General features: G+C 51.2%; 31 protein-coding genes. 14 read left to right on the top strand and 17 right to left on the bottom strand.

Annotated features, from left to right (window positions below; translation table 11 throughout):
* Positions 1-47: 47 nt before the first annotated feature.
* On the bottom strand, positions 48-983 hold the full coding sequence (locus CRO57_RS22425) for an AEC family transporter (RefSeq protein WP_097155765.1): 936 nt from the start codon (positions 981-983) through the stop codon (positions 48-50).
* Between the two features lie 373 nt (positions 984-1,356).
* Between CRO57_RS22425 and hpaD the strand changes: the two genes are divergently transcribed.
* Positions 1,357-2,211, top strand: coding sequence for a 3,4-dihydroxyphenylacetate 2,3-dioxygenase (gene hpaD, locus CRO57_RS22415; RefSeq protein ID WP_097155763.1), 855 nt, complete (start codon positions 1,357-1,359; stop codon positions 2,209-2,211).
* A 51-nt stretch (positions 2,212-2,262) separates the two neighbouring features.
* Here the strand turns inward: hpaD and CRO57_RS22410 are convergent, their stop codons facing one another.
* The 4 genes from CRO57_RS22410 to CRO57_RS22395 all read right to left on the bottom strand — a co-directional run bounded on the left by CRO57_RS22410 (position 2,263) and on the right by CRO57_RS22395 (position 4,211).
* Complete coding sequence (locus tag CRO57_RS22410) at positions 2,263-2,643, bottom strand: type II toxin-antitoxin system RelE/ParE family toxin (RefSeq protein WP_097155762.1); 381 nt, start codon at positions 2,641-2,643, stop codon at positions 2,263-2,265.
* Positions 2,644-2,648: 5 nt separating this feature from the next.
* Positions 2,649-2,879, bottom strand: a complete 231-nt coding sequence (locus tag CRO57_RS22405; protein WP_097155761.1) for a ribbon-helix-helix domain-containing protein — start codon at positions 2,877-2,879, stop codon at positions 2,649-2,651.
* An 85-nt stretch (positions 2,880-2,964) separates the two neighbouring features.
* Positions 2,965-3,855, bottom strand: coding sequence for an SDR family oxidoreductase (locus tag CRO57_RS22400; protein ID WP_097155760.1), 891 nt, complete (start codon positions 3,853-3,855; stop codon positions 2,965-2,967).
* A complete protein-coding gene (locus tag CRO57_RS22395) occupies positions 3,852-4,211 on the bottom strand; it encodes a VOC family protein (RefSeq protein ID WP_097155759.1) in 360 nt (119 codons plus the stop codon). The genes CRO57_RS22400 and CRO57_RS22395 overlap by 4 nt, the downstream gene beginning before the upstream one ends.
* A gap of 99 nt (positions 4,212-4,310) precedes the next feature.
* Between CRO57_RS22395 and CRO57_RS22390 the strand changes: the two genes are divergently transcribed.
* Positions 4,311-5,204: a LysR family transcriptional regulator gene (locus CRO57_RS22390; protein WP_170956216.1), complete on the top strand. Its 894-nt coding sequence runs from the start codon at positions 4,311-4,313 to the stop codon at positions 5,202-5,204.
* A gap of 115 nt (positions 5,205-5,319) precedes the next feature.
* Here CRO57_RS22390 and CRO57_RS22385 read toward each other — a convergent pair whose 3' ends face one another.
* The 4 genes from CRO57_RS22385 to iolD are packed head-to-tail and all read right to left on the bottom strand — an operon-like array spanning position 5,320 to position 9,940.
* Complete coding sequence (locus CRO57_RS22385) at positions 5,320-6,153, bottom strand: class II fructose-bisphosphate aldolase (protein ID WP_097155757.1); 834 nt, start codon at positions 6,151-6,153, stop codon at positions 5,320-5,322.
* 18 nt (positions 6,154-6,171) lie between these two features.
* Positions 6,172-7,014 carry a 5-deoxy-glucuronate isomerase gene (locus CRO57_RS22380; RefSeq protein ID WP_097155756.1) on the bottom strand — a complete coding sequence of 281 codons (843 nt, stop codon included), beginning with the start codon at positions 7,012-7,014 and terminating at the stop codon, positions 6,172-6,174.
* 44 nt (positions 7,015-7,058) lie between these two features.
* Positions 7,059-8,036, bottom strand: coding sequence for a 5-dehydro-2-deoxygluconokinase (gene iolC, locus CRO57_RS22375; RefSeq protein WP_244580186.1), 978 nt, complete (start codon positions 8,034-8,036; stop codon positions 7,059-7,061).
* A gap of 8 nt (positions 8,037-8,044) precedes the next feature.
* A complete protein-coding gene (iolD, locus tag CRO57_RS22370; protein WP_097155754.1) occupies positions 8,045-9,940 on the bottom strand; it encodes a 3D-(3,5/4)-trihydroxycyclohexane-1,2-dione acylhydrolase (decyclizing) in 1,896 nt (631 codons plus the stop codon).
* 155 nt (positions 9,941-10,095) lie between these two features.
* Between iolD and CRO57_RS22365 the strand changes: the two genes are divergently transcribed.
* The 5 genes from CRO57_RS22365 to CRO57_RS22345 all read left to right on the top strand — a co-directional run bounded on the left by CRO57_RS22365 (position 10,096) and on the right by CRO57_RS22345 (position 15,428).
* A complete protein-coding gene (locus tag CRO57_RS22365; protein ID WP_097155753.1) occupies positions 10,096-11,217 on the top strand; it encodes a Gfo/Idh/MocA family protein in 1,122 nt (373 codons plus the stop codon).
* Between the two features lie 65 nt (positions 11,218-11,282).
* Positions 11,283-12,185 (top strand): TIM barrel protein, encoded by a 903-nt coding sequence (locus CRO57_RS22360; protein ID WP_097155752.1) that lies wholly within the window; start codon positions 11,283-11,285, stop codon positions 12,183-12,185.
* Between the two features lie 58 nt (positions 12,186-12,243).
* On the top strand, positions 12,244-13,401 hold the full coding sequence (locus CRO57_RS22355; protein WP_097155751.1) for a Gfo/Idh/MocA family protein: 1,158 nt from the start codon (positions 12,244-12,246) through the stop codon (positions 13,399-13,401).
* A 517-nt stretch (positions 13,402-13,918) separates the two neighbouring features.
* A complete protein-coding gene (locus CRO57_RS22350) occupies positions 13,919-14,461 on the top strand; it encodes a hypothetical protein (protein WP_097155750.1) in 543 nt (180 codons plus the stop codon).
* Between the two features lie 55 nt (positions 14,462-14,516).
* Positions 14,517-15,428 (top strand): dienelactone hydrolase family protein, encoded by a 912-nt coding sequence (locus tag CRO57_RS22345; protein ID WP_097155749.1) that lies wholly within the window; start codon positions 14,517-14,519, stop codon positions 15,426-15,428.
* A gap of 4 nt (positions 15,429-15,432) precedes the next feature.
* Here CRO57_RS22345 and CRO57_RS22340 read toward each other — a convergent pair whose 3' ends face one another.
* The gene (locus CRO57_RS22340) at positions 15,433-16,059 is read right to left on the bottom strand and encodes a dioxygenase family protein (RefSeq protein ID WP_210200980.1); all 627 of its coding nucleotides are present in this window, start codon (positions 16,057-16,059) and stop codon (positions 15,433-15,435) included.
* A gap of 218 nt (positions 16,060-16,277) precedes the next feature.
* Between CRO57_RS22340 and msrB the strand changes: the two genes are divergently transcribed.
* A complete protein-coding gene (msrB, locus tag CRO57_RS22335; protein WP_097155748.1) occupies positions 16,278-16,778 on the top strand; it encodes a peptide-methionine (R)-S-oxide reductase MsrB in 501 nt (166 codons plus the stop codon).
* A gap of 9 nt (positions 16,779-16,787) precedes the next feature.
* Here msrB and CRO57_RS22330 read toward each other — a convergent pair whose 3' ends face one another.
* The 3 genes from CRO57_RS22330 to CRO57_RS22320 form a co-directional block, all read right to left on the bottom strand.
* Positions 16,788-17,666 carry a DMT family transporter gene (locus CRO57_RS22330; protein ID WP_210200979.1) on the bottom strand — a complete coding sequence of 293 codons (879 nt, stop codon included), beginning with the start codon at positions 17,664-17,666 and terminating at the stop codon, positions 16,788-16,790.
* A 93-nt stretch (positions 17,667-17,759) separates the two neighbouring features.
* Positions 17,760-18,641, bottom strand: a complete 882-nt coding sequence (locus CRO57_RS22325; RefSeq protein WP_097155747.1) for a LysR family transcriptional regulator — start codon at positions 18,639-18,641, stop codon at positions 17,760-17,762.
* Positions 18,642-18,783: 142 nt separating this feature from the next.
* Positions 18,784-19,626, bottom strand: a complete 843-nt coding sequence (locus CRO57_RS22320) for a DUF6544 family protein (RefSeq protein ID WP_097155746.1) — start codon at positions 19,624-19,626, stop codon at positions 18,784-18,786.
* Between CRO57_RS22320 and CRO57_RS24435 the strand changes: the two genes are divergently transcribed.
* The 3 genes from CRO57_RS24435 (at position 19,621) to CRO57_RS22305 (ending at position 20,793) form a co-directional block, all read left to right on the top strand.
* Entirely contained in the window at positions 19,621-19,932 is a 312-nt protein-coding gene (locus CRO57_RS24435; protein ID WP_141401321.1) for a hypothetical protein, read from the top strand. The two genes, CRO57_RS22320 and CRO57_RS24435, sit on opposite strands and share 6 nt — an antisense overlap.
* A complete protein-coding gene (locus CRO57_RS22310; RefSeq protein ID WP_097155744.1) occupies positions 19,892-20,110 on the top strand; it encodes a DUF6500 family protein in 219 nt (72 codons plus the stop codon). Before CRO57_RS24435 ends, CRO57_RS22310 begins: the two co-directional genes overlap by 41 nt.
* A gap of 173 nt (positions 20,111-20,283) precedes the next feature.
* Entirely contained in the window at positions 20,284-20,793 is a 510-nt protein-coding gene (locus CRO57_RS22305; protein ID WP_097155743.1) for a hypothetical protein, read from the top strand.
* A gap of 86 nt (positions 20,794-20,879) precedes the next feature.
* On the opposite strand, the gene CRO57_RS22300 is transcribed toward CRO57_RS22305, so the two are convergent.
* A complete protein-coding gene (locus CRO57_RS22300; RefSeq protein ID WP_210200978.1) occupies positions 20,880-21,851 on the bottom strand; it encodes a serine hydrolase domain-containing protein in 972 nt (323 codons plus the stop codon).
* A gap of 257 nt (positions 21,852-22,108) precedes the next feature.
* Here CRO57_RS22300 and CRO57_RS22295 point away from each other — a divergent pair, with 257 nt between their 5' ends.
* The 3 genes from CRO57_RS22295 to CRO57_RS22285 are packed head-to-tail and all read left to right on the top strand — an operon-like array spanning position 22,109 to position 23,235.
* Positions 22,109-22,498, top strand: a complete 390-nt coding sequence (locus CRO57_RS22295) for an MAPEG family protein (RefSeq protein WP_170956215.1) — start codon at positions 22,109-22,111, stop codon at positions 22,496-22,498.
* Between the two features lie 47 nt (positions 22,499-22,545).
* The gene (locus CRO57_RS22290; RefSeq protein ID WP_097155740.1) at positions 22,546-22,968 is read left to right on the top strand and encodes an ABA4-like family protein; all 423 of its coding nucleotides are present in this window, start codon (positions 22,546-22,548) and stop codon (positions 22,966-22,968) included.
* Between the two features lie 27 nt (positions 22,969-22,995).
* On the top strand, positions 22,996-23,235 hold the full coding sequence (locus tag CRO57_RS22285) for a hypothetical protein (protein WP_097155739.1): 240 nt from the start codon (positions 22,996-22,998) through the stop codon (positions 23,233-23,235).
* Between the two features lie 13 nt (positions 23,236-23,248).
* On the opposite strand, the gene CRO57_RS22280 is transcribed toward CRO57_RS22285, so the two are convergent.
* The 3 genes from CRO57_RS22280 to CRO57_RS22270 all read right to left on the bottom strand — a co-directional run bounded on the left by CRO57_RS22280 (position 23,249) and on the right by CRO57_RS22270 (position 26,204).
* Entirely contained in the window at positions 23,249-23,938 is a 690-nt protein-coding gene (locus CRO57_RS22280) for a TetR/AcrR family transcriptional regulator (protein WP_097155738.1), read from the bottom strand.
* A gap of 89 nt (positions 23,939-24,027) precedes the next feature.
* Positions 24,028-25,020: a LacI family DNA-binding transcriptional regulator gene (locus CRO57_RS22275; RefSeq protein ID WP_097155737.1), complete on the bottom strand. Its 993-nt coding sequence runs from the start codon at positions 25,018-25,020 to the stop codon at positions 24,028-24,030.
* A 158-nt stretch (positions 25,021-25,178) separates the two neighbouring features.
* Positions 25,179-26,204, bottom strand: coding sequence for an ABC transporter permease (locus CRO57_RS22270; RefSeq protein WP_097155736.1), 1,026 nt, complete (start codon positions 26,202-26,204; stop codon positions 25,179-25,181).
* Positions 26,205-26,212: the final 8 nt, after the last annotated feature.

Raw genomic sequence — 26,212 nt, 5'->3', positions numbered from 1 at the left:
TGCTGCATTTCGCAACACGCCTTTTTCTTTGCTCAATCGGGAGGAAACTAACCGCTTGTGGTCCAGAAGACGGCAAGATTGATGGTGATGAAGGAGAGAAGGGTGGCGGGGATCAATGCTGCTGCGCAGAGGCTACCCATATTGTAGCGCTCACCAATCGCGGAGTAGATCCCAAACATCGGCATGGCCGAGAGGATAACGGCAACAGCGGTCAATGTCGGATCCAGCGTTGGTCCGAGATACAGACAGGTTATGACGGCCAGCGGATGAAGGATCAGTTTGGTTGCCACGATTTGGGACAGATCCAGCGCCATGCCCTGAAAACGAATGCCGACCAGATTGCCACCCACGGCGAACAACGCAACTGCCCCGACGCTTGCCGCCAGCATATCTATGATTTTCAGGACGGGAGCCGGGGCCTGCAAGGCCAGAGCGGATGAGGCAAGGCCGAGAATGATGCCCATGATGATGGGGGTTTTCAGCAACTGGGCAAAGGTGCGGCCAAGCGTTTTGAGGACATGATCCTTCTTGTTCTGCTGTAGCTCCGCCAATGTCAGGACAAGAGGCATCATGATCAGATTTTCAACCATCAGCGTCAGCGCAAAGGGGACAAGCGCCTTGGCCCCGAACAGCTGATAGATGATCGGGTAGCCGATCATCAACGTATTGGAAAAACTGCCGCCCATGGCGATGATGGCGCTTTGGTCGAGCGGACGGTTACGCATCTTTTTGGCGACAAGAAACAAAATGGCAAAGGGTATCAGCGAGCCGGTGCCATAGATCAGCAGATAATCCGGCTGGATGATTTCGGCAAGATCCCGCTCGCCCAAGGCTTTGAACAAAGCCGCCGGAATGGCGAAGGTCACCAGATAGCGTCCAAAGGCAGCCACGCCTTCTTTCGGCACAAGTTTGTAGGAGACGGCAAGATAGCCGATAGCAATCAGGGCAAAAATCGGTCCGGTAAGGGAAAAGAGCGATTGCATATCAGGCCTGCGATTGGATTAATTGATTGATATGTTAATAATTACTTTGTCGGAATAAGCAAGTAGTTTCTTCTGAAACTAAAAGTGCCTCATGAATATGAGGCACTTTGATGCTTTGTGGTAGCAGATTCTTGTCACCCCATTTGGGCGATCTGAAAAATTTGTTTGTCTTTTTTGGAAAATAATTGCGATGATAAATATTTTTGAAATTCTCTGAAAACATAAACTACTTCAATGGATTATAATTAAACTTATATTTTTCAGCATCCTAAGCAGTAATCCGTATTTTTGATGCAGGTCAAATGCATAACATCCGGAAGCCATTAGCGTCAGAATATCAATTAACATGTTAATGGAATTTCAGGAGGAAACTATGGGTAAGCTTGTCTATGCAGCGAAGGTGACACATGTGCCAACCATGCTGCTTTCCGAGATGGATGGGTCCCTCAAAGGGTGCCGTCAGGCCGCGATTGACGGGCATAAGGAAATCGGCCGTCGCGTACGCGAAGCCGGTGCTGATACGGTGGTCGTGCTCGACACCCACTGGCTGGTCAATGCCGCCTATCACATCAATGCCAATCACTCCTTCAAGGGTGTCTTTACCTCCAATGAATTCCCGCAATTCATCAAGGATATGGACTATGCCTATGAAGGCAATGCCGCTCTCGGCGATCTGATTGCCGAGAAAGCGCAGGTCAAAGGCGTCAACGCCATGTCTCATCAGGTGGATTCACTTGAGCTGGAATATGGCACACTGGTACCGATGCGCTACATGAATGAAGAGCGTGATCTGAAGGTTGTCTCCATCGCTGCCTGGTGCACCGTGCATAGCCATGCTTCTTCACGCAAGCTGGGTGAGGCCATTCGCGAAGCCATCGAGGCCAGCGACAACAATGTGGCGCTGGTTGCATCGGGCTCCCTGTCTCACAAGATCTGGCCAAACGATATCTATGCCGAGAATAACGGCACCTTCACCATTTCCAGCGAGTTCAACCAGCAGGTTGATTTGCGCGTGCTGGATCTCTGGCAGAAAGGTGACTTTGCGACCTTCGTGAAGATGCTGCCGGATTATGCCAATTATTGCGATGGGGAAGGCGACATGCATGACACCGTCATGCTGCTCGGTGCCCTTGGCTGGGACAAGTATGAAGGCAAGGCAGAAGTGATCACCGATTACTTCCCAAGCTCTGGCACCGGCCAGACCAATGTGGTTTTCCCACTCGATTGATAAGATGAAGGTGAGGGGATTTTGGGGTCCTCTGACCTTTTTTGTAAACACTTAGTGCTTGTTGAACAGGCGTTTCAACTGACGTTTGATCAGGAAATTGTTCGCCCGAAGAATAGACGGAACATCTCTTGTCTGACGGATCAGGGCGACAATGATGAGCTGATCCGTGTCGGGTGAGGGCAGATAGACAAGATAATGCTCTCGCGCCGCATGGACGCCCAGACCACTTGCTCCGGTCAGGTCTTCTCTGACAGGCAGGGATCGCCAATTCTTGGCAATATAGAGGGCGCTCTCGTGCAGGTCCTGAAAATATTGCTTGGTCAGATCCTTGCCCCAGCGCTGTCTTGACCAGTTTCGCGCATTGCGAAAATCATTCTCGGCCGTCTCGGTCAGAATGTAGGGCAGCCTTGATTTGGGCCTTGATTGTGACATGGGAATTATTCGTCTTCCGCTTCAATATCCAAAATTGAATTGGAAGAGAAATTGCCCTCTTCAATATCTTTCAAACCGGCAAGGACATGATTGACGACTTCGCTCTGCTCCATGTCTCGGCGGATGAGGTCGCGCAAATACTCGGATGGAGTGGCAAAGAGGCCATTCTCGCCGGTCTGGCTATCGACAAATTCCCGCAAGGGCTCTGTCAAAGACACATTCATTGCTTTTGCCATGCTGTCACTCCAAGTAAACTCATTACTTGGAAATATAGGAGTGATGTCGAATATTGTCAATTATCGACATCATTTATCAGGATATTCAGGAGCGTGGCAGGAGGGGTTGCACGAGCCTAAGTTCCGGCAAAAGGATTTCATTGGCAAAATCGTGGAAGTCTCGTGGTGGTTTGCCCGTAATCTTTTCGACATTTTTCGTGGTAAAGTCACCCCAACCTGATGCGTAGGCTTTTCCATAGTCGCGGGCCAATGCCGCCATCCAGTTTCCCCATCCTGCGCTCTCAATCATCGAATACACGTCTTCTGGCGATATCGGCTTGTATTCAATAGGTTTGCCAACCAACTTGCTTAAAGCAACGGCTACATCGGCATAGCTGATAGCTCGAGGCCCTGTCAGTTCGAAGGATTGTCCATCCCATTGATCTGATAACGCACATGCCACGGTGCAGCTGGCAATGTCGCGTGTGTCGACCATGCCCATTTTGCCGTTAGCCATGGCAAAGGAGAATTTTCCATTCTGCTTGATGAAGTCAGTCACCATGAACAAGTTTTGCATGAACAGATTGGGCCGAAGAAAGACATATCCCAGACCGCTGGTGACAATCTCAGCTTCCGTTCTGCCGTGAGCGCGGGTGTTATTGATCGGTCCTTCAGGGGCTGCCTTGATAGCCGAGACACGAACGATCCGTCGTGTTCCTGCTGACTTGGCCGCCTCAATCAAATTGGAAGCCTGTTCCTCTGCCAGCGGGTTGGCAGGAGTGATCAGCACCACGGTCTCTATCCCGGACAGAGCTGCATTGAGCGCTGAATGGTCTTCGAATGTACCAAAGACTGGATCCAGTCCGTGAGCGGTAACCAGATTTGCTTTTTCTGCGTCTCGTACGAGTGCTCGCACACCTGATATGCGCCTTTGTCCCAAGATCTGAAGCATCTCTTTTCCGATTGTACCGGTGGCACCAGTGAGGAGAATGCTCATTCCGTCACCTCGGACCAAATTGCCAGCTCATTGCCATTTGGATCGGCAAAGTGGAACCGGCGCCCACCGGGGAAGGAATAGATATCACGAATGATGGTGGCACCGGCTGCTTTGACATCAGCCAGAGAAGCTTCGAGATCATTGGAGTACAGGATGATCAAAACACCTGGATTTTGAACTGGCGTATTATCCTCACCGTTGAAGCCACCATCGATGCCAGCACCGCTGAAACTCAGATAGTTTGGGCCCCACTCTTGAAATTCCCAGTCAAAGACAGAGGTAAAAAATTGCTTGGTCGCGGTGGGGTCGATGAGTGGAAATTCGATATAGTTGATCTTCTTGTGTTCATGCGTCATTGGGCTACCCTTTTTTGTCCTGTTGGCAGCAGATTAATGTTTCCATATAATAAAGAAATACAATTTTTAGGAAGGGTTCTTCCATATTTGGAAATCTTTATGACAAGCTTAGACGCGATTGCAATCTTTGCCCAAGTGGCACAATCTCGCAGCTTCACCGAGGCGGCGCGGGTTTTGGGAATGCCCCTGTCATCTGTCAGCAGGAAAGTATCGGAGCTGGAAACGGATTTGAATGTCCGTCTGATAGATCGGAACAAACGTCAAATTCGCTTGACGGAAGCGGGCCAGAGCTATCTTGAGCTTTGTCGCAAAGGGCTTGATACGATCCATTATGCCAACCGTGTCATGACAGACAGGCATAGTGACACCGCTGGGACGATCACGATCACGGTTCCTCCGAACTTGTTGGAGGTCCTGTTTCTGGAATCAATCAATTCTTTCCAAAGACATTACCCCAACGCCCGTCTGCGCATTTTGGTATCGGAACGGATGCTGGATTTTGTCGATGACGGAGTGGATCTCTCATTTCGTGTTGCCCGTCCCGAAACCCCTGAACTCATCGTCAGGACGCTTCTGAGATATCGGCATCGGCTGGTTGCCTCGCCAAGCTATCTGGCTGCCCATTCCGCGCCCGGCTTGATTGCGGAACTTCAAGATCACAAGACCATCGGCTTTGGATTTCACAATTCTCGCAAAGTGAATTGGTCATTCTTGCGACAGGGGCAGATTGAGAAGCTCTGCTTTGAACCTGATCTGACCATCAACGACTATGCCTCCGTCAAGGCAGCGGTTTTAGCATCTCATGGAATTGGTGAGTTGCCGGAACCTTTGTGTCAGGAAGCATTAACTGCTGGGCAGCTCATTGAAGTGCTTCCCGAATGGCATCTTCCGGAGATCAAGCTTTATGCCGTCCATCCCGGTAAGGCCACCCTCTCCAAGTTGGCACGGTTGTTTCTGGATACGGTTTCGTCGAACTTGAGACGTCGAGCTTAGGCAGCGGAAATATTGCTCTATGTTCCTCGACAAGATAGCGGGCCAGCTTTCTTCATGATCTTTTTTATATCTCTGACCTTGCTGGGTCTTGTTAGGAACATCTCCAGCAAGGCATTCAGGAGCGTGGCAAGAGGGGTTTGATGACCTGTTTGGCGGCCTCAAATACGGCTTCTTCGGTTGGTTTGAGAATTGAAATCCGATCAAACATATCGGGATTGTCGCTCAAGACATCCCGTAAGCTCTTGCCAAAGGCCATGCGCACTTCGGTGCCGATATTGAACTTGCTGACATGACTGCTTTGGGCCAGCTTTTGCCGAACAGCGCTCGGAATGCCGGACCCACCATGCAGCACCAGCGGGATATCGCAATCGGCTTCGATCTTGCGCAAGAGATCAAAGTCGATCTCGGCGGCTTGTTCCTGCTGCAGATGAACATTGCCAATGGATATGGCCATGGCGTCCGCACCGCTTTGCCGGGCAAAGAGGGCGGCTTCCCCGACCTTGGTACCGGCAGAATTAGCCCCTTCGGCATAGCCTACATAGCCGACTTCCCCTTCGACGCTGACACCATGTTTATGGGCATAATCAGCGATGGATCGGGTAATCTCGATATTCTCTTCTATCGCGAGTTTGGAGCCATCAAACATCACCGATGAAAAGCCAAGATCAACGGCCTTGAAGCAATCAGCCGCTTCATATCCATGATCCAGATGGGCAACCACATCCACGCTGGCAGTCTCAGCCAGATGGCGGAACATCGGGGCCAACACTTCCAGAGGCGTATGGGCCCGGCAGCCCGGCCCGGCCTGCAAAATGACCGGACTGTTGGTGGCTTCGGCTGCACGGACATAGGCACGGGCATCTTCCCATCCCAGTACAACAAATCCGGCGACGGCATAGCCCTGCTCCTTGGCAGGGGCCAGCACGTCTTTCAGGGTGGCCAATGGCATGTCAGATACCCGTGTTTCTTATTTGAATTTGGCGATCATGTCTTTGATGCCGGGGATGGTTTCAACCTGATAGGCATGGGTCGGCTGGAAATATTGCACCAGTGAGCGCTGACTCAGGCCACCAAGAATGGTGAAATAATACATCTCATAGCCAGGAGCGGCCACGCAGGGGTGATAGCCTTTGTCGATGACAAAGGTGGACCCATCGACCACATGGAAAGCTTCGCCAACCTTGCCATCTTCTTTTTGCAAAAGCTGGGTGCCAAAGCCGTGGCCCGGACGGAAGCGGAAATTATAGGTCTCGTCATGACGTGTCTCAAGAGGCAGGCGATCAGTGTCATGCTTGTGCGGTGGGAAACCGGACCAGCCGCCCTGACCAACGGTGAACAGCTCGGAGACCAGCAGGCGGCCGACCTTGTCATGATATTTAGTACCAAGGATATGCTTGATCTTGCGGTGGGTCTTGGTGTCATCAGAGCCATACTGAACCAGATCGATCTCCTCAGCACGTACGGCAAAAGGCTCCAGCACACCATCAAAGCGCGCACCTGCAATGAAGACTTCGGCAGCGTCAGAGGTACAGACGAAAGTGGCCTTGGCTCCGGTCGGGATATAGACGCCTTCCGGCTCGCCATCCCAAACATCGACGCCACGTCCGCCAATGTTATCCCATTTGATCCCTTCGCATTCGATATCAATGCTGCCAGTTGCTGGCACGATACAGGTCTCATAGCCAGGAACCTGATAATCGAAAGCCTGACCGCGCGTGAGCTTGACGATGTTGAAATAGTTCAGCGGCACGCGTTTATCATCCATATCAACGATTGGCTTGTTTTGATTGTCATAGGGAGGGATATGCATGATTTGATCCTTTAATTCTTTCCTGACCTCACAAATGAGGGACGTTAGGCAGTTTGTGAGGTGACATGATTGCTGTTCAAAAAGGCGTTCAGCTCATCTGGTGTCGGCATGGCAGGCGCGCAGCCCGGCTTTGACACCACGATGGCGGCAGAGGCAGAGCCGCGCAGGACTGCCTCTTGCAAGTCGCCTTTCTTGACGAGGGTGGCCAGAAAACCACCCATGAAGGCATCGCCTGCACCAGTTGGTTTCAGAGCATCCACCTTGAAAATTCCGGTCTGGAATGAGCAGCCATCGGCATAGGTGATGGAGCCTTCCGGGCCCATCTTATAAACGCAGATACCATTGATGCGCTGGGCCAAGTCCTTGGCAAAAGCTTGTCCGGCATCCTTGCTGCCAGCCATGAAGCCAAACTCGTCATCATTGCCGATGACAATATCACAAAGTGGGCCAATCTGGCTGTAGATCTCGGTTGCCTGCTTATCAGATTCCCAGCTATAGGGGCGATAATCGACATCGAGAATGCAGATCACGCCAGCTGCTTTTGCTTTTTCCAATGCATAGAGAGAGGCAGTGCGAGATGGCTCGGACGCGAAGAGTGTGCCGGTGACGATCATGGCATCAAAGCGCGAGAAATCCACCTTGTCGATGTCGCTCTTGTCCATCTGAAAATCAGCGGCACCATTGCGATAGATGACGGTCTGATGATCTTCAATACGGCTCTCGGTAACGGCAAGAGTATTGCGATATTCACCACCAATCGAGCGCACATGGTCCCGGCCGATCTTGTAATGATCCAACTGATTAAGGCAGAAGCGACCGATGGCGTCGTCTGATACACAGGTCACCAAATCAGCCTCACAGCCATGGCGGGTCAGCGCTGCGGCGATATTAGCCGAAGAGCCACCCAGATGCGCGGACATCTGGGTGGCATCCTCTGCTTTGGTACCGGCAGGTATCGGAGAAAGGTCCATACCGGCACGACCCACCACGAGAAACTTCCCACCTGTCAATTTTTCCAGCATGGTCTGCATCACACACCTTTGCGTTGATTGACGCGACCAGCTTCCCAATTGACCCGAGCTTCGCGAACTGACGGATCTTTTGATACTTCAGGCAAGCCAACTTCCCACCAGGCATGGCCTTCCTGTGTCCAGCCTTCATATGGATCCACCTTGATATAGATGATGGTGGTGCGATCATTGGCCTTGGCGCGCTTGAAAGCTTCGCGCAACTCATCCATGTCCGTGACACTTTCGGCCTGCGCTCCTTGTGAGCGTGCATGAGCGACAAAATCCACTTCCACCTGATTGGTGATGGTCGGACAATCGGCAAACAGATTGTTGAAGGAGGTGTTGCCGGTATTGTTCTGCAGCTTGTTGATGACTGCAAAGCCACCATTGTCGCAGACCATGAGGATCATCTTCTTGCCGGTCAGAACTGACGAATAGATATCGGAATTCATCAGTAGGTAAGAGCCATCTCCGGTAAAGACGATGGTGTCCTGATCAGCCTCTTTCTCGCTCTGTGCAATACGGGCACCCCAGCCACCGGCGATCTCATAGCCCATGCAAGAGAAGCCAAACTCTACATCAACTGAGCCAATTGCTTTGGTTTGCCAGTTGGCAGTAACTTCCGCAGGAAGGCCACCAGCGGCGGCTACCACACGGTCCTTGTCATCGCATAGATCATTGACGGCACCAATCACTTGCGCATAGGAATTCGGGCCATTGGCAGGGTCGACATTGCGGGCAACATAATCCAGCCATTGGGTTTTCTCATTGGCAGCAAAGTCGCGCCAGCTCTGGGCGGTCTCGAACGTGCCCAGACCGGCCTGCAGCGCATTTAGGCCAAGCTTGGCATCACCAACCACAGGCAGGGAGCGGTGCTTTGCTGCGTCATGGCGCGCCGCATTGAGAGACACGAATTGTGCGTCCTTGCGGAAGGCGGTCCAGGAACCGGTGGTGAAATCCTGCAAGCGGGTGCCAACGGCAATGATCACATCGGCCTCTGCCGCAATGGCATTGGCGGAATTGGAGCCGGTTACACCGACCGGACCGCAATTGAGCGGATGGTCGGCGAGCATATTGGCGCGACCGGCGATGGTCTCAACCACTGGAATGGAATGCTTCTCGGCAAAGCTGGTCAGATCAGTGACAGCGCCAGAATATTGCACGCCACCGCCCGCAATGATGACAGGCTTTTCTGCAGATTTGATGGCTGCAATCGCCGCGCCGAGCTCATACTGATCCGGGGTGACACGGCGAATATGATGAACTTTCTTTTCAAAGAAGCTGATCGGATAATCATAGGCCCAACCCTGTACATCCTGCGGCAAACCGAGGAAAGCCGGGCCACAATCGGCAGGATCCAGCAAGGTGGCAATGGCTGCCGGCAGAGACTGAATGATCTGAGCCGGATGAGTGATCCGATCCCAATAGCGGGTAACAGAGCGGAAGGCATCATTCACGGAAGCAGTTGGATTGCCATAATGCTCCACCTGCTGCAGAACCGGATCTGGCAAGCGGGTCATGAAGGCATCTCCACAAAGCAACAGCATCGGCAGACGATTGGTATGCGCAAGTGCAGCGGATGTCACCAGATTGGTGGTGCCAGGACCGGCAGAAGCTGTGCAGAACATGAAGCGTCGGCGCAGGTGATATTTGCCATAGGCTGCTGCAGCAAAGCCCATGCTTTGCTCATTCTGACCACGATAGAGCGGCAATTCCTCACGATGCTGGTAGAGTGCTTCCCCAAGGCAGGAAACATTGCCATGGCCAAAAATACCAAAGCCACCACCACAAAGGCGCATCTCTTCGCCATCAATTACGATATATTGATTGGCAAGATATTTGACGATTGCTTGCGCCATGGTCAGGCGCAGGGTGCCGCTTTCTGCGGTCTGGATTGCGTCAGAAGAATTGGTCATGACGTCTTTTCCCTGTCCGAATTCAGCACCTGCCAGAGAGTAGCTTGGGCTGAAGAATTTTGTAATTGAGATACTTCGCTATTGACGAAGCAGTTATTTTGAAGGATACCTATTTTGCAACCGGTTGCAAGATTTCTTTTTCAGGGAGGTGTAAAATGCGCGAAATCGGCATTGGACTCATAGGTGGTGGCTATATGGGTAAACTGCATGCCGTGGCCATGCAGGCAGCACCTGGTGTCTTCAACACTGCTCTGCGCCCACGCCTGGAAATGATCTGTACCACGACCGAAGAAGGAGCTGCTGCAAAGGCGCAGCAATTTGGTTTTGCGCGGGCAACATCTGACTGGAAAATGCTGGTATCCGATTCCAAAGTCGAAGCCATTGTCATTGCCAGTCCGCAGACCACGCATCGCGAAATCGCTCTTGAAGCTTTTCGACTTGGAAAGCCGGTTTTATGTGAAAAACCCTTGGGTGCAAGTCTTGCAGATGCGACCGCCATGGTGCAAGCCGCTAGGGAGTCTGGTCAAGTGAACCTGATCGGTTTCAACTATATCCGCACCCCTGCCACTCAATTGGCAAAGGAGCTGATATCCGAGGGCGCAATTGGTGATGTCACCTTCTTTCGAGGTGAGCATACCGAAGACTTTTTTGCTGACCCGGATCAGCCTGCCAGCTGGCGCTCCTTTGGGGATGCCAATGGCACATTGGGGGATCTGTCTCCCCATATGATCAATTGCGCGCAATTCCTGCTGGGCTCGATCACTGAGTTGAATGCGCAAATTGAAACCGTTTACAAAAAACGCCCTTCCGAGGAAGGTTCTGGCCAGATGGTTGAGGTGAGCAATGATGATGTCGCACAGTTCATGTGCCGCTTCGAAGGCGGTATAGCCGGTCATCTGATGTTCAGCCGCGTTGCAACAGGTCGTAAGATGGGTCTGATTTATGAGATTACAGGCACCAAGGGTGCCATCCGCTTCAATCAGGAAGACCAGAATAGCCTCTGGCTCTATCAAAGCAAAGATGGGGAAAGATTGGCCGGTTTCCGCCAAATTCTGACTGGTCCAGCGCATCCCGATTACAAGGCTTTCTGCCTTGGACCAGGTCATGGCACCGGCTATCAGGATCAATTGATCATGGAAGCGCGAGATTTTCTCGAAGCGATTGAGACCGGCAACACCAATTGGCCGACCTTTGCCGATGGGCTGGCGGTTTCCCGCGTCGTCGATGCCGCCAAACAATCCGCGCAAAGCGGCGCTTGGACAAAGATACAGGGCTGATCAGCACATTCTTAGCTGACAGTCTCAGAAACAGATCATTCAAGACAAGATAAGGAATATCATCCGTGAGCATCCGAATTGGAAATGCCCCCTGTTCATGGGGTGTGGAATTTGCCGATGATCCAAGAAACCCCGAATGGACGCATGTACTCGATCAATGCGCCGGGGCTGGATATAAGGGCATTGAACTTGGTCCGGTTGGTTATATGCCGGAAGACCCTGCAAAGCTGGGCGATGCCTTGGCTGCGCGTGATCTCGAGCTGATTGGCGGCGTTGTGTTCCGTCCATTCCATGATGCAAGCGCATGGGATGATGTAATGGATGGCGCCGTTCGTACCTGTAAGGCTCTGAAAGCCCATGGTGCCGAGCATCTGGTGCTGATCGATTCCATTTCCCCACGCCGTGCTCCAACTGCTGGCCGTGCGTCCGAAGCCGAGCAGATGGATGACGCCGAATGGACAGCCTTCAAGGATCGCATCATGACTGTCGCCAAGATGGGCCATGAGGAATATGGCCTGACGGTTGGTATGCATGCCCATGCCGCTGGCTTCATGGATTTTGAAGATGAGCTGGAGCGTCTTTTGGCTGAGACAGATGAGAATATCCTCAAACTCTGCCTCGATACCGGTCACTGTACCTATGCAGGCTTCGATCCGGTTGCCTTCATGGAGCGTCACATGGACCGCATCTCCTACATGCATTTCAAGGATACTTCCGCTGCTGTGAAAGCCGATGTCATTGAAAAACGCACCGGTTTCTATGATGCTTGCGGACAAGGCATTTTCTGCAATCTTGGTGATGGCGAAGTGGATTTCCCGGCTGTGCGTCAGAAATTGGTGGATGCCGGTTTCAATGGCTGGTGTACTGTTGAGCAGGATTGCGATCCTGAAGGCGATACCTCGCCAATCGATAATGCGAAGCTGAACCGCAATTATCTCGACTCCATTGGTTTCACAGCGCATTCCTGAAAAGTTGCAGCACTTTTCAGATAAGAATTCGCTTCAGACAAATACTAAGGATAGAACCATGACCAAATTGAATTGGGGTCTGATTGGTGGCGGTGAAGGCAGCCAGATTGGTCCTGCGCACCGCCTTGGTGCTGGCATTGATGGTCTGTTCCATTTTGCAGCCGGTGCTCTGGATGTGGATCCAGCAAAGGGCCGGGCTTACGCTCAATCTCTCGGCGTGGCGGAAGATCGCGCTTATGGTGACTGGAAAGAAATGTTGGCCGGAGAAAGCAAGCGTGATGACAAGATCGATCTTGTGACTGTTGCAACGCCGAACGCGACACACTTTGAGATCACCAAGGCTTTCCTTGAAGGCGGTTTTCATGTGCTGTGCGAAAAGCCGATGACCATGACCGTTGAAGAGGGTGAGGAGATCTACAAGATCTCCAAGGCCACCGGCAAGCAATGTGCGGTGAATTTTGGCTATTCCGGCTTCTCTCTGGTGCGTCAGATGAAAGCGATGATTGCCAATGGTGACATTGGCAAGGTGCGTCTGGTGAAGGCTGAGTTTGCTCATGGCTTCCATGCTGATGCAGCCGATGCTGACAATCCACGTGTTCGTTGGCGCTATGATCCAAAAGCTGCTGGCGTTTCCGCTGTGCTGGCTGATGCCGGTATCCATGCTCTGCATATGGCATGCTTCGTGACCGGGCAGGATGTAGAAACCATCAGCGCTGACTATGCGTCCACCATTGCCAGCCGCGAGCTGGAAGATGATGCCATGGTCAATTTCCGCATGGATGGCGGGGCCGTCGGACGTCTTTGGACTTCTGCCGTTGCCATTGGGCGCATGCATGGCCTGACCATTCAGGTGTTTGGTGAGAGCGGTGGTTTGGTGTGGCAGCAGGAACATCCGAACCAGCTCTATTACACGCCATTGAATGGTCGCACCCAGATCATCGAGCGTGGAGCAGGGGATCTTTATGCCGAGGCAAGCCGCGCTTCTCGTGTGACCATCGGTCATTCCGAAGGCATGCCTTTGGCTTTTGCCAATATCTATACGGACCTGGCTGAAATCATCCGTGCCGAGAAGGAAGGTCGTGCCGCAGATCCTGCAGCCAATCTCTTCCCGCGCGCCGAAGATGGCCTGCGGTCCATGGCAAGTGTTTATGCCGCAACCGATAGCGCCAAGGGCGATGGTCGCTGGGTGAATGCAGTGCCAAATATCTTGAAGTGATCTTCATCCTTGGAGCGCGTTCTTCGAAAAATTGCAGACTTTTCGGATAAGAATTCGCTCAAAAGGTCCAAGAGATGGACGTGACGATATGAGGTTAAGCCCCTTGAGAGTCACTAGGACGTAGATTCATAAATGTGATGCATTTGGTAGAGGCAAGTTTTTTTGATCGCAAGGAGTAAGGATGCAGACAATGTGTTGCATTTTCAAATCCTTGCGACGTGGTGATCGGGAAAAATCGCCCTATCCTTCGGACGACAAAATGGTCAAGATCTGGCGTCGGCAAAGAGCTTGAATGGGCAATCAGCCCATCCTTCACCCTTTTTCTAGCCATATCAGACCATTTTGACGCCAAATCCAGCTCATTTATGAATCTACGTCCTCACTTGCCACGCCATCCGGCGTGGCTTTTTTGTTTGGGAATAGCGGTTTAGATGAGTTCCAAGAATTGAGGGCTTGTTCAGAATATTTATGAATTGTATTGGTAAATTATGCTCTTTTAAGTTTCTGAGGCTGCAATATGTTCAGAACGATATTCTTTGCATCTCTTTCAAGAGTTGCCCAGTCTATATGCCTTCTCATCTTATTGGTTTCTTTGATAATTATTCCATTTTCGATACAGAACCTTCTCAATGTGAAGCAATATGTAAGTTCGGCTCAGAGCAGCAAAAAGAAACTTCAGGCTGCGGTTGGCTACATAAAGTCATTTGAAAGAGAGCATAACAGACTGCCAACCAGACAAGAGCTTGCCTGTCGTTATGATCAGAAAGATCGCTGTAATTATGAATTACAGATTGAACAAAATGAGGCTGGAACTGTCGTCGTTAGAGAATATGCGTGGACCTATCCATTTTCTGATCGCATTGCTCATGTTTTGGGGGATCGAGTTTATGAGATGGAGATGGAAACGCGAGTGTTCAACTACGCTCATGTAGATGAATTTCATGAGGTATTTTTTCGGCTCTTAGGTGAGGTCCTGCTGCTCATCACATTGATCTGTGGGGCTAAGATAACCCTATCTCGGCTCCGTCGTCCGATTCCGGTTACAGACGCATCAATGTGATCTGATTGCGTGAATGCACTACTGCTAATAGCATGGGATTTGAGCTCAAACCTCCATGGATAAGGTCGATGAGATGCATTTGTTCAAGACATTAAGCTTTGCGACTTTTTCAGTGCTTGGGATCATGGCATTTGCTGGTTTGGCCGATGCTCAAGAGCAAGGGCTTCATAACAGCTCGAAGGTCTTTTCAGCGCCTGTGGACATCTCATGGGAAGATTGGGCGGATGAGGCAGAGATGCAACGCACTTGGGACGCCGCTCTGGCCTATTTGCCCAATGGCTCTGGTCAATCCAAACGCATCACGATGGCAGAATTGGAACTGGCGAAAGTTGGTTCAAGACAAATCTTTCCAACCATCATCTATATGCATGGTTGCAGTGGATTTTGGTCTGGCATTCATACGAGGTTGAGCCTGCTTGCAGACAAGGGATTTGTAGTCATTGCTCCCGCCAGTCTTGCGCGACAAAAATATCCGAAATCATGCGATGTCGAGACCAAAAAGGGCGCGCTCTTTCGCGGGACATTGAAGTTGCGCCAGCATGACGCCGGATATGCGATTGAACAGGCAAGACAGCTACCCATGGTCGATGATCAGAAGCTCGTTCTGATGGGCTTTAGTGAAGGTGCGGTTGTGGCTGCCACATTCGAAGCTGGCAATGAGCATCAAAAGGTAAGCGCAAGAATTGTCGAAGGCTGGACCTGCCAAACACCATGGTCAGAATATAAAGGGGTGAATGCGCCTGTAGGCGAGCCGGTGCTGACGCTGGTGGCTGAAAAGGATCCTTGGTATCAGAACCAATGGACCAAAGGGGATTGTGGGTCTTTTCTGAACAGCAGTAATGGCAGCAAGTCCATTGTCTATCGCGACAAGGAACTGATCAAGCAGCATGCATTGCTGGAGAAATCTTTGGTTCAAAAGGATATCTCTGATTTTCTAAAGGCTGTCTTGGGTCAAATATCTCAATGACAGATCAAACTGTCACATTGATGATGGCCTCGGTTTCGTCTCTCGTCTCAGCATAGACCATCGACACGTTTTTTGCTTGTGCTTCGGACATGCGGCGATAGAGACCGTCTCGCTCATTGGCTGGCTCACCGGCCACATAGAATTGCGTGGTCAGCAATTCCGTATCGCCGTCAAGAACCTTCACATGGATATGAGGTGTGCGGCCGGGATATTTGCCCGGTTTGATGGTGCGAAAGCTGTAAGATCCATCCTTGCCGGTGATATCATGGCCAAAGCCCTGAAAGCCCTGGTCATAAGCGACATTGCGGTTGTCTCCGGGATGCAGATATTTGCCATTCATGTCGCATTGCCAGATCTCGATCCGAACGCCCGGGCGTGGCTTGCCGTTCCTGTCGGTGATAGTGCCTTTCAGCGTGATCACCTCGCCGCCAGCTTCTTCAACCAGTCCCATCACCTTGACCAGATCATTGTCGATATCGGGCATGCGCATGGAAGGCCTTGGATAGAAGGGGCCCTCGGACGCGCGTGGGGTCAAACCGGAGGCATCAGCATTTCGCAGAAAAAAGGATCCACCAGCCAAGGTGGCCAAGCTGGCTATCAGGCCGCGACGGGTCATCTTGTTCTTTTTCATGGCTCTTACCTCCGGTTTCTCGCGCTGTTTGGCAAATTATATCATGATTAGTGGCAAATCTTTGGCTGTTGCTCATGCACTTATCCGACCTCACCGACTGTTCTCACGATCGTGATTGGCGATTGATCGACCAGCCTCCTATCTTGACTTCGAAGGGTAGAGGGCTTGGATCCGGACTATCAAGTTAGGCTCAAAAGACATTGAGGACACAGGAGATCATGATGAATAGACGGACATTCTTTCTGTCAGGTGCTGCAGCCTTGTTTGGTGCAGGAGCTTATGGATTGCTAGGTGCCTCGCGCTCGGATGCCGGTCAGAATGGTGCCTTTCCTTTGAACTTGTCTGATGCGGAATGGCGCAAGCGCCTGACCAGCGATCAATATGCGATCCTGCGCAAACATGCGACAGAGCGTGCTTTCACCAGCCCGCTGAACAATGAAAAGCGCGATGGTATTTTCCATTGTGCTGGCTGTGAGCAGGCGCTCTATTCTTCCAAGACCAAGTTTGACAGCGGCACCGGCTGGCCAAGCTTCTATGAAGCCCTGCCAAATGCGGTGGGGACCAGCACTGATACCAGCTTCTTCATGACCCGCACCGAGGTTCATTGCAGCAATTGTGGGGGCCATCTTGGCCATATCTTTGATGACGGCCCAAAGCCAACCGGCAAACGTCATTGCATCAATGGCATTGCCATGGCATTCCGCCCAACCAATGTCTGATTGGGGGGCCTAGATGGTCTTGTTACGCGCTTCGCTTCGAAGTGCGTAATAGTTTGAGCCAAAGATCAGCAGCGCTCCCAGCAACAACCATGCTTCAATCACTTCGCCATAGAGATAGAAGCCGACCAGAGCGATCAAGGGCACCCGGAAGAAGTCGATCGGAATGGCGATCGAGGCATCCACCAGCTTCAACGCCTTGGCCATTGTGTAATGCGCGCTCATGCCGGTAATTCCGGCCAGAATGATCCATGGCACATTTTCAAGGCTGGGTGATTGCCAATTGGGGATTGCCAATGCCAGTCCCATGGGCAATTGCAGCAGGATCATCCAGACAACAATTACGGCAGGCGAGCAATCCTTGGTTAGGATCTTGACCATGATGACGGATATACCAAAGCCAATGGCTGCGATCAGCACAATGAAGGATGCCGGATCGACGATCTCGAAGCCCGGCCGCAGGATCACCAATATTCCGGCAAAGCTGGCAAAGACCGCGATCATCCGGGCGCGGCTGATTTTCTCTCCCAGGAACAGAAAAGCGAACAAAGCCGCCCAGACCGGCATGGTGAATTCCAATGCGAAAACTTCTGACAAGGGCAGAAGGGCAACGCCCAAGGTCCAGCAACATTGCGCTCCAAAATGCACCACATTGCGCGAGAAATGCAGCATCATCCGCTTGGTTTGGCGTATTTCTGGTAACAAGGTGCGCACGAACAGCAATATAATGCCGACACCAACGAGCGAGCGGAAAAACAGAATTTGAAAGATCGACAAAGATTGTGACAATTCCCGCGACGCAACGGCGATGCCGATGAAGGAGGCGAGGCTGCCAATCATCCAGAAAATGCCAATAGCAAGATTCTGTGTCTCTCTTTTGTTGCTGATCATTGTCATTTCTGGTTTGCCTTTGCTACCCGATGTTTCATGTTTATCAGACAGACAAAGATATTGGGAATTCAGATTTCAAATGTGTACTATTAATTAATTAAATGCCTGAAGCAGTAATTCCTCTGCTGTATTCAACTCGCGTGATGCCTTCCAGGCGATGCCGACATCCATGGTTGGAATGGGCTCCAGGACTTCAATTTTCTCCACGCGCCGTCCCTCGAGTGTCCAGGGGCGATAGATGACATCGCTGAGAATGCTGACCGCCTGACCAGAGGCAACCAGACTGCGCACCGCTTCGATGGAAGCCGATTCCAGCTTGATGTGGGGCTGACCTGTTTGTTCATTCCAGTAAGTAAGTGCTTGTCTATCCGCTTCGTCCGAGCGCAGGATTGCGTAAGAATGTTGTGCGATATCCGCCAGGCTTACTTGTTTTTGCTTGGCCAATGGATGGTCGACGCTGACCCAGAGATGCCGTTTGGATTTGTGGAAGGTGCGACTTGTCAGGCCCAGATCCCTTGACAGATTGGAGGTCAGAACAAGTGCCAGATCAAGTTGACCTTCGACCAGGGCCTGTTCCAGATTTTCGCGTGGGGCCTCGATGAGCTCCACTTCGATCTGTGGATGCTTGCGCCAGAATTGCTCCATCACGGGAATGGCGAAATAGGAAGAAAGCGTCCAGCTCATGCCCAGTCTGATGTGACCGGTGATGCTTTCATCAATGCTTACAACACTTTTCATCGCCGCTTCAAAAGAGGCGGCTATATCTCTTGCATGATGTTGAAATTGCTGTCCGGCTCGGGTCAGGCGCAAACCGGTCGGTAATCGCTCGAAAAGCATTGCTCCCAGTCTCTCCTCCATATCCTTGATTGACAAGGTCACGGCAGATTGAGAGACATTCAAAGCTTTTGCTGCAGCCGAAATTTGCCCGGCATCGACAACAGCCAGAAAATAGCGGATCTGACGATGGGTCAGCATATTAGAAAATCCAATAGAGTCTCAATTGAATCTGAGTTTTCAATATTAGAGCGCATTCCTGAAGAATTGAAGTACTTTTCGAATAAGAATTTGCTCGAAAATGAAGATGGAAAGCCTTTGCATTTGTCCAGAGAACACCGGTTCATTTTGGATAGTGAAAGACGAATTTTGTTATGTCAGCTTTGAAGAAAGGGAAGTAGGATGGCGTATCGATGTGATTACCGCCTTCCACATGAGCAGGCAATCTGTAGCCTTGGTAACATCTGAAATCTGACAATAGGCCGCCAAAGGGCTGATCACGGAAGATTTTTTCTTTGTTTTCATTGCTCCACCGTAGCATCGAGACTTTCCTGGGTATGCCGAACTCATCCAGGGTTATATCGACAGATTGGGTGAAGTTGCCATGCCGGACGGTGGCGCGGGCAGTCTCATTGTCAGGGCTTTCCCAATGCACAAACCTGCTGGGTAGAAGGCTTGCAGGGGCCCAGATCGCAGCTTCAGCGACAACTCTGCCAAATGCTGAACGCTTATGATCGGCACTGCTGGCTCTGACAACAGGGATCATCCCCAAAAGCCAGAACCGTGTCCATGATCTATCCGGTAATGCGCCATCTGAGCCGGCTAGTGCGCCTGAATTCAGCTTCCAAACCAGTCCGTATGGCGGCGACAATATCTGATGTGCCTGCATGGATTGATAGTTTGGTTCTTCCTTGGAACCGAGGCCCAGCTGGCCGGTCATTTCAATTTCGACCGTGCTGCAAAGGGGGGTGCCTGGTTCGATCATGTAGCGAAAATATTGTTGTGCGGGCTCTGGCAATTCCGCAATGAGCGCATATTCGAAACGGTGCGATTTTGCACTGGAATGTGTGGCAAGAAATTCCCATGCTGATTTTTCATTGAGGCGGTCCGATCGACGCCAGACGATCAATGTCAGACCTATGAGTGCCAGCATGGCAATGGGATATAGGAGCCAGATGAATTGCATTCAAAATCCTTCGACATATGCCACACCAGCGACGATCTGATGCTGGCACGGCAGGATGAATGGTGCAATGCGCATATTGTCCGCATTATCTGTCTGGGATTCATTCTGCGCATGATTGGTCTTGTCAGGGTTTTGCAACGCAATCAATTGACGACAGACTTGACCACCGAGGCAGAATCTGGCGGATGCAGGAATGACCCATCGATCAGACCTGCCGGGTTTCAACTTGTCGACGGGTATCGGAAACAGCCAATGAAAGAGCAACATGAGATCAAGTTTGAGAGCCAAAGCGATAGCAATCTGTGATGAAAAGATTGCAAAGAAAGGAGAGGGTGTGGGTCTTTCATTTTATGCTTTCTTCGCCAATAAGAATGATGACCCGGATCTGCTTTTGGAAGCGGCGGTTTGGTGGATCAAGACGCACGAGCTTGATCACTTTGAAAAAGCGGTGAAAATCCGTGAGATGATTAAATCTGGCGTTTGAGATCCAGCAGAAAAATCAACATTTCTGTCTTTCGGCAAGCCTGATCCGAGAAATCAGGTGAATATCACATTAACGCCTAATTAACGATCTATTCAGGCGCCGCATGTTGGTTAGAGACATGTATATAAAAGGGCCCGGGAACCGGGTCTGGTAACGGATAGCAGGAGTTATCAATGTTCCGTAAGTTAATTGTCGCAGCCTCGCTTACCCTTCTTGTTGCTGCTTGCAGCGAAGAAGAAAAGAAAGAAGCAGCCGGATCTGACACCGCACCTGCAGTCTCAGAGGCCGATAAATCAAAATCCAAAATGGATGATGCTGCAGCCAAGGCAAAAGAAAAGATGGATGCCGCCGCTGAAGAAGCCGCGCGCCTGAAGAAAGAAGCGGAAGAAAAGCTTCGCGTTGAAGCCGAAGCTGCCAAGAAAATGGCTGCGGAGCAGGCTGAAAAAGCCAAAAAAGCCGCTGAAGAGGCGGCTGCCAAGGCCGCAGAGACAGCCGAGAAAGCAAAGGATGCCATGAAAGATGCAGCATCTGATGCCAAGGAAAAAGCCTCTGACGCCATGAAGGTGATGGAAGACAAGATGTCTGAAACCAAAGACGCAGCTGGCACCAAGCTGGAAGAGGCTGGTGACAAGCTCAAGGAAATGGGCAAGGCAGCAAGTGAGATGATGAAGAAAGACAATTGATCGTTTGAACTTCTATATCTGATCACATCAGCAAGAATTCAGGCCATCGGGATTTTATCATCCCGATGGTTTTTTTGTTTTGCGGCTTATTTTCTATGTTTGGATGCTTCGGGGATTACGTATTCCAATAGAACCTTCAAAGATAATTGCCACGCCTTTGGGCCGTTATAATTTCCGGTAAAGGTGGAAACCACAAAGCGGGTTCTTGGTTGAATGGTGAGGCGCTGGCCTCCATTCCCGAGAGCGAAGATTATCTGGTCACCAATCGGGCCGGATGCCAGATACCAAAGGACACCATATTGGACGCCATTGCGAAGGGTCGAAGCGGGTTGAAATGAGGCTTCCAGCCAATCTTTGGGTACAATTTGCTGGCCCTTATATTGGCCATTCTGGTATTGGCCATTCTGGGCAATCATGGTGCCTATCTTGGCGAGGTCAGAAGCGGTCAATCGCAAGCTGGACGCAGCGGATGGTACGCCATCTGCTCCTTTTACCCACTCAAATTCAGTGATTCCAAGAGGAGCAAAAAGCTTCTGTTGTGCAAAATGCTCAATTGATTGTCCTGTTCCTTCAGAAATCAGTTTGGCAAGAATGGCAACGGCTCCACCATTATAAGACCAGGTTTTGCCGGGGGCGATACCATCGGCCATCTCCATCGCAATTTCGCTGTTGCGTGGATTCGTATAGGGCAGATCTTCGTTCCATTTGGTTCCCATCTTCATGATCAGGGCGTCTCGAACGGTGATTTGCTCACGAGCAGAACCATCTCGTAAATCCTGATAATCAGGGAAAAAATCCAGCAAGGGTTGGTTGATGTCAGGTACATCATGGTCCGCAAGTGCTATGCCATAGAGCAGACTGACGACGGATTTGGTGATCGAACGTGTGTCATGGAGCGTGGTGAAACCATGCTCTACATTTCCCAATGGCCTTCCCCAGCGTTCATCCATACCGGAAAAGTAGGAGCTGGCTATCAGCTTGCCAGTCAGTACAACGACGGCAGAGTGAAGGCCTTCCAGTTTACCGGCATTCATCGCCTTTCTCAGCTTTTGATCCATAGTTTGTCCTGTCGCAGAAGAAAGTAGAAATGCAGTCGCCAATATGGCCACTAGAATTCGAAAGAGTTGATGAGCCATCGTGGTTCCTTGAGTTTTCGCAAGGGGTTTTCAAGGTGCATGAAGAAACCAATTGACACAAAACATACCAGTGGTATTTTTGTATCAAGCTGTATCGTTGCCGACGAGTTTGAACCTGTGGCGTAAGTGCATTTAAGGGCAGAACCTGGCACCTTGCTCGATCAGGAATGAGGGTGGAAATGGAATTGGAATATCATGTGCTGTTGATCGCATGCTGTCTTGGGCTGACTCACATTGCTTGCGCGTCATTTGCATTCAAAAGACAGGTTGGTCATGCTTATACAATTGGCCCCCGTGATGATGCCTTAACTCCGATTGGTCTGGCCGGACGATTACAAAGAGCTCAGACTAATTTCTTCGAGACCTTTCCGATCTTTCTGGCGCTGATTTTCATGCTTGCTCAACTTCAGGAGTTTGACCAACTCAGCCAGTGGGGAAGCATGATCTATTTGATAGGCAGGCTGATGTTCTTGCCGCTTTATGCATTTGGTGTGGTCTTGTATCGAACTTTGGCATGGAAGATCGCAACCACCGGCATTGCACTGATGGTGATATCGATTTTTGTCTAGAAGTTCTGTTTCGGATTTATCTCTATTGGCAAGAGTAGGGTGTCTTGATGAATGATCTGTTTGTTGCCGTTAACCTGCTTGCATTGGTTGGCTGGTGTTTTTTGATATTTGCACCAAAAGCAGAAATAACCCGCATAGCATTGAACAACATGCTTTTACCGGGCTTACTATGCCTGATTTACAGTGCCTTTCTGATCACTGAAATCTTCCTGAGAGCTGGCTCTGGTGAAGGTGGCTTTACCAGTATAACCGCAGTTCAGGGGCTTTTTTCTGCGCCTAATGGGGTTCTGTTGGGATGGACGCATTATCTGGCCTTTGATCTTTTTGTGGGGATCTGGATCGTGGAGCGTGCCCGATTTCAAAACCGCTGGCCTCTTATTCTCATCCTGATTTCATGCATGCTGTTTGGACCATTGGGGCTGCTTCTATTTCTTGGACAGCAAGCCATTATGCAACGTGTCTCTATTTGAGCCTTGCTTGGGAGTGACTGATACAAAATGAATGAGACGTCAGATTATTTGGGATTCACCTATCAGATCCGTCGTGGGGAAGAAGTGCAAATATTTCATCATGGCCGGTTGGCGACTACCCTGCGGGGTGATAAGGCAGACGACTTTTTGGAAGATATAGAAGATATGTCTGATGCAGATAGCCAACAATGGATGGCGCGGTTGACGGGCAACTACAAACGCGGAAATGAGAGGCAGGCCAAATCCCACCCTCGCAATCGTCGCTGACGAACTGCCGAACCTATGTTTTGCCAAGATTTGGAAGCTTGGACATTGCCTTTTGGCTTCTCAGTTCTGTTGTCCCATCTGGCAAACCAATCAGGCGATCAATAGCTATGCCCTGTTGCTTGATTAGATGCTCCACTTCTTGCACCCGGTCCAAGGTTTCAGCAGGTGTTGAAGCATATCTCAAGCGTTTCAGAGCGGGTTGATGTGCCAATGAAATTTGCATCACCAATTCTGAAGCGGCTTTGGCCTCATCAGGGGAGAGTTTTGTGTTTGTCAGTCCCTTTTCCAAAATTCCGCTAAGCACCGGTACCGCCAGATCAACTATTTTCTGACAAAGCTTGTTTCGAATGCTGTCATTCTCATCAAGATAGATGGCCCGTCCCAGTTCAGGATTTGCCTGCTGAGAGGGAAACTCAAATTCGCTTCGCATCACATGGAGAAAAGTCAGATAGCTATCCACCGGAGAGGAAACCTGCTGCAGATCAATATCGTTCAGGCGTGCACCAAGATGCGCAACAAGACGATCCAGCAATTGCTCAAGGATGTCAGCTTTGGAGCTGAAGTGATGATAGAAGGCTCCCTTGGTCACCCCTGCAGATTTTACGATATCAGCAATCGATGTATCTTCATAACCGCCTTGAAAGAATAAGATCTGTGCATGGGACAGGATCTGATTAGCTCGGTTGGGATCTTGCTTGGTCATCAATCAATGCTGGTTTGCAGGGAGTTGGGAATGTGCTGCTACAAAGTGGCAGCTCTATGCCCGGGCTGCAACTCCTAATGCTACTCCGCTCAACTCCGCAGCGTTCCTCGTTCCACCACATGGCAGGGGAAGAGGCGGGTTTCCGGCATGCGGGCGGGATCGTCCAGGCAATCGACCAGAAGCTCGACGGATGAGGTGATGATCTGGCGGATGGGGTGATGGATGGTGGTGAGGTTGATATTGTCCCAACCTGCCATTTCCATGTCATTGAGGCCCATGAAGCCGATATCTTCTGGCACGGACAGGCCAGCCGATTGCGCGGCACTGAGCGCGCCGATGGTCAGCACATCATCGCCGCAGAAATAGGCCTCGGAGCGCTTGCCTTTCAGGATCTTGCCCATGGCCTCACGCCCTGCATCAAAGGAATAATCATCGGCAAAATTGATGCTGAGATCCAGTTCCGGATGGCGGGCAAAGATGGTTTCGAAGCCTTCCAGGCGGTCTTGTGTGGAGGTGGCTTTTTGTGGGCCACCCAGGAAGCCGATTTTCTGATAGCCCTTGTCGATCAGCAATTGCGCGGCGATCTCACCGGAATGCCGGTTGTCGATGCCAACGGTATGCACACTTGGCGCGGCGATACAGCGGCCGAAGGAATGCACCACCGGGATATCAGCATCACGAAAGCTCTTGGCAAAGTCGGGCTGCAGGGTAGAGGAGGCAACGATCACGCCGTCGACGCTATATTGCAGCAACATGTCCAGCGCCTTGTCCGGGCCGATATCGCCCGACAGATTGACCAGTAGCGGACGCAGGCCTTTTTGCTGCAGCATCTGGGTGAATAGATCGAAGACCTGCAGAAAGACCGGGTTGTGAAAGTTGTTTGAGACCAGACCGATCAACTTGGTGCGGCGGGTGGTCAGGCTGGAGGCCAGCACATTGGGGCGATAACCCAGCTCGCTTGCAGCTTTTTCAACTTTCTTGCGCGTTTTGGCGGACACGCTCGCGCCTTCGGTGAAGGTGCGAGAGACAGCAGAGGTGGAAACCCCGGCTTTCAGTGCGACATCCTTGAGAGTGACCGCCATTGTGATCCTTTGTTTGCCAGGTGCTGTTTGGCGCTGACAGGCGCTTTCTTAAGTCCTAAATGGCTACCGGGATCTTGTAAACCGCTTGCAATACAGAGAAATCAATAAAACGCAATCGAGGCCGCATTTGCGGCCTCGAAACAGGATGGTAATCGGATTTATCGGATCGAGCTGCGTTTTTGCCGATAGGTGTCGGCCACCACAGCGGCAACGATGATCACGCCCTTGACGATATTGATATAGAAGACATCAATGCCAAGGAAGGTGAAGCCCGAGGTCAGAACCCCAAGGATCATGACCCCGATGATGGTGCCAAAGATCCGGCCGCGCCCTCCAAAGAGCGATGTGCCGCCGATGACCACAGCCGAGATGGCATCCAGCTCCAGCATCAGGCCTGTGCCAGACTGTGCGGTCATGGCACGGGAGGTCTGTACAATGGCAGCCAGGCCATAGAGACCGCCAGCCATGGTATAAACCAGGATCTTGTGCTTCTTGACATCAATGCCAGCCACACGGGCAGCATCTTCATTGGAGCCGATGGCATAGGTGCGGCGTCCATAAACCGTATAGCTGAGCAGCACATGGAACAGCAAAGCCACGGACAGGAAGATGATGATGGGCCAGGCACCTGAGCCAAAGACCGCAAAATCTTCAACGAAGAAGCTGACCTGTTTGCCGCTTGTATACCAGCGGGCCAGACCGCGCGCCGCGACCAGCATGCCAAGGGTGGCAATGAAGGGAGGAATGGCTGTGGCGGCGATCAGCCCGCCATTGACGAAACCAAGGGCTGCGCCGACGGCGATCCCAGCCAGAACCGGAACAATGACCGGCAGATCGGTCAGGGATGGATAGACCGCCCGGGCAAAGTCGGAACTTTGCGCAAGGGATGCCGCGACCAATCCGGCAAAGCCGAGAATCGAACCGCCTGATAGATCTATCCCTGCCATGATGATGATTTGCGTTACGCCGATTGCCATGATGCCGATGATGGCCATCTGCAAGATCATGATGAAGAGGCGCTGGCCGTTGAAGATGAAGGTCTGATCCGCATAGATCCAGCCCAGAATTTCAAACAGGGCGGCGATGCCAATCAGCACCATGAAGATGCCGGTGTCTTTTGGCAGACGTTGTATAAGCGGTGGCTTGGTGAAAGCAGCTCCGCCAGTCGAACTTGTCGTGTCCATTTGGTGCT

The sequence above is a fragment of the Cohaesibacter gelatinilyticus genome (assembly GCF_900215605.1).
Classification (GTDB): domain Bacteria; phylum Pseudomonadota; class Alphaproteobacteria; order Rhizobiales; family Cohaesibacteraceae; genus Cohaesibacter; species Cohaesibacter gelatinilyticus.
Note: the sequence above shows the minus strand (reverse complement) of the source record. Positions and strands in the feature narration are given on the sequence as shown.